This is a genomic window from Micromonospora sp. NPDC057141 (assembly GCF_042670805.1).
Lineage (GTDB): Bacteria > Actinomycetota > Actinomycetes > Mycobacteriales > Micromonosporaceae > Micromonospora.
Genome location: NZ_JBHUVA010000147.1, coordinates 1 through 6,387, shown reverse-complemented (window position 1 = coordinate 6,387; position 6,387 = coordinate 1). Strand labels below are relative to the sequence as shown.

Genomic DNA, 6,387 nt, shown 5'->3' with positions numbered 1-6,387 from the left:
GTGTATAAGAGACAGCAGAATGCGTTAACAGGGGGCCCTTCCTTGCGCCAGCGACGCCGACGACCCCGGCGGGTCGGTGGTGATACGAGGTCGGAGGTCAACTGCTGAAGATGCTGACCCCACCCGGGCCGACCAACAGCCCGACCACGATGAGGACGATGCCCCACAGGATCTGCCGGCGGAACAGCGCGAGAATACCGGCGACCACGAGTACGACTGCGAGAATCCAGAGAATCAGCTCCATGGTTGCCGAATACCCGTATGACCGATCCGGGAAACCTCCCCGGCGTCCAGGTGATCTCCCAGATGGAAGATGCTGTACGCCTGCTTGATCACCGGGTGGGCCACGTTGCGGACCCGGACCCCGCCCGGGGTGGTGCCCCGCTCGCTGCCGGCGTGCGCGTGCCCGTGCAGGGCCAGCGCGGTCGGCGCCGAGTCGATGGCCTGCCCGAGCTGGTACGACCCGAGGAACGGGTAGATCTCCAGCGGCTCGCCGGCCAGCGTGTCCGGCACGGGGGAGTAGTGGGTCAGCGCCACCAGCAGGTCGCAGTCCAACCCCCGCAGCGCCGCGCCCAGCGCCTCCGCGCTCTCGTTCGTGGTCCGGACGAACGCCTTCATCTCCGGCTCGCCGAAGTCGCTGGCGCACCGGCCGGCGAAACCGCCGCCGAAGCCCTTCACCCCGGCCACGCCGAGCCGGCCGGCGGGGAACTCCAGCACGATCCCCTCGCCCTCCAGCACCCGGATGCCGGCCTTCTCCAGCACCTTGACCACCTGCGGCACCTGGTCGCACTGGTGGTCGTGGTTGCCGAGCACCGTCACCACCGGCACGCCCAGCGCGCCGAACTCCCGGGCCACGCAGCGCGCCTCGGCCTCGGTGCCGTGCCGGGTCAGGTCGCCGGCGAGCAGCAGCACGTCGGCGCAGTCGGGCAGCTCCTCCAGGGCGGGCCGGAACCGGCCCACCACGTCCTCGTCCAGGTGCACGTCGCCCACGGCGGCGATCCGGATCACCTTCCGACCTCCCTCACGGCAGCTGCTCGACCTGCGTGGGTGCCTGCGTGCGGATCACCCCGATGTCGCTGGTGACCGGCACGTCGGGGAAGCGCTCGGCGACCCGGCGCAGGATCTCCTCGCGCCGGTGCGGGCTCTCCACCTCGCCGTAGAGGACCAGGCCCCGTTCCCGGCGGACCACGGTGATCCCCTGCTCGGCGACGGCCGGGTCCTCGGCCAGCAGCCGGTGGATCTCGGCCTCCACGTACTCGTCGGGCGGGCCGGCGGCCATGGCGGGCGGGCCGGTGGCGGCGGGCGGGCCGGCGGCGCTGTCGCGGTGCTCGCTCACGCGATCTCCCTCTCCTCGGCGGCGCCGGTGTACGGCACCACGTCCAACCGGTCGAGCAGCACCAGGAACGCCTCGGCGTACGGTGAGTGCTGCGTCTCCTTGCGTACCCGTTCCCAGTCGATCTGTTCGCGCAGCGACCGGGCCAGCGGCAGCGCCCGGGCGAAGTCGCAGTAGTGCTGGGAGAAGCTGAGCAGCTTGTGCACCATGAGCAGGGAGGCGGACAGCACCGGCAGGTGGATCGCGTCGACCGAGCGGTCGATCGTGTCGGCGAACGTCTCGTCGGTGACCGGGGTCTCGATCGGGCGGTGGATCAGGTCCACCATCCGGCCGTCGTCGTAGACCTTCACCAGCCAGTCCTCGGGCGGGCGCTCGGCGTCGAATCCTGCCTCGACCAGCGCCTCCAGCGCCCGGTCCACGTCCTCGCCCCGGATGAGGAAGTCGACGTCGTGCTCGCTGGAGTGCCCGCCGTGGGCGTACACCGCGAAGCTGCCGCCGAGGGCGAACGGGATCTCGGACTGTTTGAGCACGGCGGCGACCTTCTTCAGCGTGTGCACCAGGGTCTCGTCTCCGCGCTCGGCCATCTGGCTCTCCCGTCGGTCGTGTCGTGGACAGGCGGATTCGATTTGCGTACCCGGCATTCCGTTCGCCCACACCTGAGCGTCGCCCCTCGGGGTGCGAACCGCCTGCAAAGGGACGAAACTCCGGGGGTGAGCGCGGGTCCGATAGTCTGGGGAAGGTGGCCAGATCACTGCGGGACCAGCGTGGCAAGGCCCGACTGCGCGCCGTCGCCCTGATCGGCATCGACGGCTCGGGCAAGACGACCCAGGCCCATCACCTGGCGGAGGCGCTGACCGCCGCCGGTCGTCCGGCGACCTATCATCGCAACGCCGGTGGCCGCCGCTGGCTCGGCCGCATCGCCCAGCGGCTCGGCCGCCCCGACGCCGAGCGGCTGGTCGGCCGGCGCGGACTGCTCGCCGTCGAGTCCGTGCTGCGCTGGCTGGCGATCGCGGCGGCGCTGCTGAGCTGCCTCGTCACCGGCCGGACGGCCGTCATGGACCGCTACTCGGCCTGCCAGTACGCCAGCATCCGCGCGCACGGCGGGCAGCGCTGGGAGCGGCTGGCCCGGGCCGGCTACCGCCTCTTCCCGCCGCCGCAGGTCACCTTCCTCCTCGCAGTCGACCCGGCCGAGGCGTACCGGCGGATCGAGCGGCGCGGCACCGACCACGAGACGATGGGCTGGCTGACCGCCGCCGACACGGCGTACCGCACGCTGCCCGAGTTCCCCGACTTCGTCGTCGTCGACGCCGGTCGTTCGCCCGAGGAGGTGTCCCGGCAGATCCGGGCCCACCTGGCCGCCTGGCTGCCGGCCGAGGAGACCGTGGGCGTCGAGGCCGCCGCCCCGGCCGAGCCGCCTCCAGCCGAGCCGGCCGCCGCGCCCGGGGCGGTGGCGCCCCCCGTCGACGACGCCGGGCGGGGGCCAGGGCTGCTCGTGGCGGGTCAGGCCTGACGGTTGGCCTGCCGGCCAACCCGGGCACCCCACCGAACGGTGCGACCGCCGTCCGGACGGCTGGTCGCCCGGCCCGTCCAGCACGGGGCCGGACCCCTCCGGGGGAGGTGCCGGGCGCTGCGGAAATGACAGTCTTTCCGCAACACTCGTGAACGTCCGGAGTACTTTTCCCGATACGTGGAGACACGGTTGACGCTTACGCCTCGTGAAAGTAAGTTTCATCCGTGGCGAAGAGTCCGAAGATTTCTGCGAGTCACGAGCCGGGTGGGTTGATCGTCCACATCAGCGGCCTGCTGCCCTCGCTGTCGCCCGCCGAGCAGCGGGTGGCCCGGCTGGTGGTCTCCGACCCGGCGGACGCCGCCCGGCGCACCATCACCGACCTCGCCACCGCCGCCGAGACATCCGAGGCGACCGTCATCCGGTTCTGCCGCTCGGTCGGCATGGACGGCTACCCGCAGTTGCGCATCCGGCTCGCCGCCGAGGCCGCCCGCCGGGTCGAGCCGCCGGACGCCCGGGTCGTCGGCGGCGACATCCCGCCCGGCGCCGACCTGGCCCAGATCATCGCCACCATCGCGTTCAACGACGCCCGGGCCGTCGAGGAGACGGCCGAGCAACTCGACCCGGCCGTCTGTGAGCAGGTCGTCGAGGCGATCGTCGGCGCGGGCCGGATCGAGGTCTACGGCGCGGGCGCCAGCGGCTTCGTCGCCTCGGACTTCCAGCAGAAGCTGCACCGCATCGGCCGCACGGCGTTCTACTTCCCGGACGTGCACACCGCCCTCACCTCGGCCGCGCTGCTCGCCAGGGGCGATGTGGCCGTGGGCATCTCGCACAGCGGCGCCACCGCCGACGTGATCGAGGTGCTGGAGCAGGCCCGGGCCCGGGGGGCCAGCACCGTGGCGCTGACCAATTTTCCCCGTTCGCCGATCACCGACGTCGCCGACTTCGTGCTCACCACGGCGGCCCGCGAGACGACGTACCGCTCGGGCGCCATGGCCAGCCGGCTCGCCCAGCTCACCGTGGTCGACTGCCTCTTCGTCGGGGTGGCCGCCCGCAACCGCGCGCGGGCCCGCAGGGCGCTGGAGGTCACCGCCGACGCGGTGCGGACCCGGCGGGTCGGCCCCGGCCGGAGGCGGGGATGACGGCCGGGCGCGTCGAGCCCGGCGAGGTCACGGCGGTCCCCGCCCGCCCGGTGGTCCGGGTGGGCGCGCCCACCGAGCGGCGCAACCCGCGCAGCGTCGACCTCGACCTGATGTCCACCCGGGACGTGCTCACCGTGATCAACGAGGCGGACCGGCGGGTGCCGGCCGCCGTCGCGGCGGTCCTCGACGAAATCGCCGCCACCGTCGACCTCGCGGTCGCCGCACTGCGTGGCGGGCACCGGGTGCACTACTTCGGTGCCGGGACCTCCGGCCGCCTCGGGGTGCTGGACGCCGCCGAGCTGGCACCCACCTTCAACTCGCCCCGGCACTGGTTCTGCGCCCACCTCGCCGGCGGCCCGGACGCGATGTGGCGGGCCGTCGAGGACGCCGAGGACGACCACCGGGGCGGGGCTGCCGAGGCGGCCGACTGCGTCGGCACGGGGGACCTGGTCGTCGGGCTGGCCGCCAGCGGGCGCACCCCGTACGTCCTCGGGGCGCTCGCCGCGTCCCGGGCCCAGGGGGCCTCGACGGTGCTGCTCTGCGCCAATCCGGAGGCCGAGGCAGCCGGGTCGGTCGACGTCTTCATCGGGGTGGACACCGGCCCCGAGGTGGTGACCGGATCGACCCGGATGAAGGCGGGCACGGCGCAGAAGCTGGTGCTCAACACGTTTTCCACGGCCGTCATGGTGCGGCTGGGGCGGGTCTACTCGAACCTCATGATCGACATGGTGGCCACCAACGCCAAGCTGCGCGGCCGGATGATCTCGATCCTGATGGAGGCCACCGGCTGCGCCGAGGAGGTCTGCCGGCGGGCCCTGCACGAGGCCGACGGCGACCTCAAGACCGCCCTGGTGTCGCTCGTCTCCGGCGCCGAGGTCCCCGCGGCCCGGGCCGCCCTGGCCCGCGCCGCCGACCAGGTCCGGGGCGCGCTCGACCTGCTGGCCTCCTGAGGCGGTGACGGTGGTCACCAACCACCGGCAGTGGGACTTACCACACGGCACGGATTGTTCAACCGGGGCGAGGGTATTCCGCATACGTGAATGAACCGACCGGTCCGCCGGCGCGTATCAGCCGGTGACCAGGATCGCAGCGCGGCGGTGACGCGGGTCGCTGTGCGTCCCGGGGTGGCGATGGTGCCATGCCGGAGGCGGACGCGTTCCGTCGATCCGCCGACCCGTCGGTGGCGCCAACGGCGAGCCACTTTTCGGGGTGCTGACAGCAAACATGGATTGGGCTCTCAGCTACTACTCAGGCATTCGTGACACTTTCGACTCACGACATGGAATCCCCGACGCGTCTCAACTGTTGTGCAGGTGTCAGGTCAGCGCCGGAGGGCACAGCGGAAGCTACGGGGGAGGGCTGATGGACGTGGGGATGGCAAGGAACCGGGCAACCGGCGCGAGCGAGGGGACCGTGGGCAACGTGGACAAGAACATCGGCATGCGAACCGACGAGGTGGCCGAGGAGCGCGACCTGGTCGGAGTCTACCTTCACGAGATCTCCCGGACGCCACTGCTGGACGCCGCCACCGAGGTCGACCTCTCCAAGTCGATCGAGGCCGGGCTGTACGCCGAGCACCTGCTTGAGACGGACCGCGTTCCCGCCGGTGTCGACCGGGACGACCTGGAGCGCGTGGTCGCCGAGGGGGAACGGGCGAAGGACCTCTTCATCCGTGCCAACCTGCGGCTGGTCGTCTCCATCGCCCGGCGCTACGTGCGTTCGGGCATGCCCATGCTCGACCTGATCCAGGAGGGCAACACCGGCCTGGTCCGGGCGGTCGAGAAGTTCGACTACGAGCGCGGGTTCAAGTTCTCCACCTACGCGACCTGGTGGATCCGCCAGGCGATCAGCCGGGCGATCGCCCAGCAGGAGCGCACCGTGCGGCTGCCGGTCCACCTGGTGGAGGACGTCAACCGGATGCGCAACGTCGCCCGGCAGCTCACCCGCGAGCTGGGCAGCGACCCGGAGCCGGAGCAGATCGCGGCGGCCCTCGGCGTCACCATCGAGCGGGTCAGGGAGCTGGTGCGCTGGTCGCAGGACACCGTGTCGCTGGACACGCCGGTCGGCGACGACGGCGACACCAACCTCGGCGACCTGGTCGCCGACAGCGACGCCCCGTCGCCGGAGGAGATCGTCCTCACCGGGCTGGAGCGGCAGCGCATCGAGGGCCTGCTCAACCATCTCGACGACCGGTCGGCCGGCATCATGCGGGCCCGCTACGGCCTGGAGGACGGGCGGGAGCACTCGCTGACCGAGGTCGCGTCGCGGTTCTCGCTGTCGCGGGAGCGGATCCGGCAGTTGGAGATCCAGGCCCTGGGCCGGCTGCGCGAGCTCGCCCGGGCGGAGGGGCTGCAGGCCGCCTGAGCTGGTGGCAACGACGGCGAACGGCCGGCGTCCGATAGGGG

General features: G+C 72.2%; 8 protein-coding genes. 4 read left to right on the top strand and 4 right to left on the bottom strand.

Going from position 1 to position 6,387, the window contains the following annotated elements; genetic code table 11:
• Positions 1 to 97 precede the first annotated feature (97 nt).
• The 4 genes from ACFT41_RS31925 to ACFT41_RS31910 are packed head-to-tail and all read right to left on the bottom strand — an operon-like array spanning position 98 to position 1,974.
• Complete coding sequence (locus ACFT41_RS31925) at positions 98 to 244, bottom strand: GPGG-motif small membrane protein (protein ID WP_377590225.1); 147 nt, start codon at positions 242 to 244, stop codon at positions 98 to 100.
• Complete coding sequence (locus ACFT41_RS31920; RefSeq protein WP_377590227.1) at positions 235 to 1,008, bottom strand: metallophosphoesterase; 774 nt, start codon at positions 1,006 to 1,008, stop codon at positions 235 to 237. The genes ACFT41_RS31925 and ACFT41_RS31920 overlap by 10 nt, the downstream gene beginning before the upstream one ends.
• 13 nt (positions 1,009 to 1,021) lie before the next feature.
• Positions 1,022 to 1,279: a hypothetical protein gene (locus ACFT41_RS31915; protein ID WP_377590236.1), complete on the bottom strand. Its 258-nt coding sequence runs from the start codon at positions 1,277 to 1,279 to the stop codon at positions 1,022 to 1,024.
• 53 nt (positions 1,280 to 1,332) lie between these two features.
• A complete protein-coding gene (locus tag ACFT41_RS31910; RefSeq protein ID WP_377590229.1) occupies positions 1,333 to 1,974 on the bottom strand; it encodes a nucleotidyltransferase family protein in 642 nt (213 codons plus the stop codon).
• A 98-nt stretch (positions 1,975 to 2,072) separates the two neighbouring features.
• Between ACFT41_RS31910 and ACFT41_RS31905 the strand changes: the two genes are divergently transcribed.
• The 4 genes from ACFT41_RS31905 to ACFT41_RS31890 all read left to right on the top strand — a co-directional run bounded on the left by ACFT41_RS31905 (position 2,073) and on the right by ACFT41_RS31890 (position 6,346).
• Positions 2,073 to 2,843 carry a dTMP kinase gene (locus tag ACFT41_RS31905; protein WP_377590230.1) on the top strand — a complete coding sequence of 257 codons (771 nt, stop codon included), beginning with the start codon at positions 2,073 to 2,075 and terminating at the stop codon, positions 2,841 to 2,843.
• Positions 2,844 to 3,067: 224 nt separating this feature from the next.
• Positions 3,068 to 3,982 (top strand): MurR/RpiR family transcriptional regulator, encoded by a 915-nt coding sequence (locus tag ACFT41_RS31900; RefSeq protein ID WP_377590232.1) that lies wholly within the window; start codon positions 3,068 to 3,070, stop codon positions 3,980 to 3,982.
• Positions 3,979 to 4,932, top strand: coding sequence for an N-acetylmuramic acid 6-phosphate etherase (gene murQ / locus ACFT41_RS31895; RefSeq protein ID WP_377590234.1), 954 nt, complete (start codon positions 3,979 to 3,981; stop codon positions 4,930 to 4,932). The genes ACFT41_RS31900 and murQ overlap by 4 nt, the downstream gene beginning before the upstream one ends.
• Positions 4,933 to 5,356: 424 nt before the next feature.
• Positions 5,357 to 6,346, top strand: coding sequence for an RNA polymerase sigma factor RpoD/SigA (locus ACFT41_RS31890; protein ID WP_377590238.1), 990 nt, complete (start codon positions 5,357 to 5,359; stop codon positions 6,344 to 6,346).
• Positions 6,347 to 6,387: the final 41 nt, after the last annotated feature.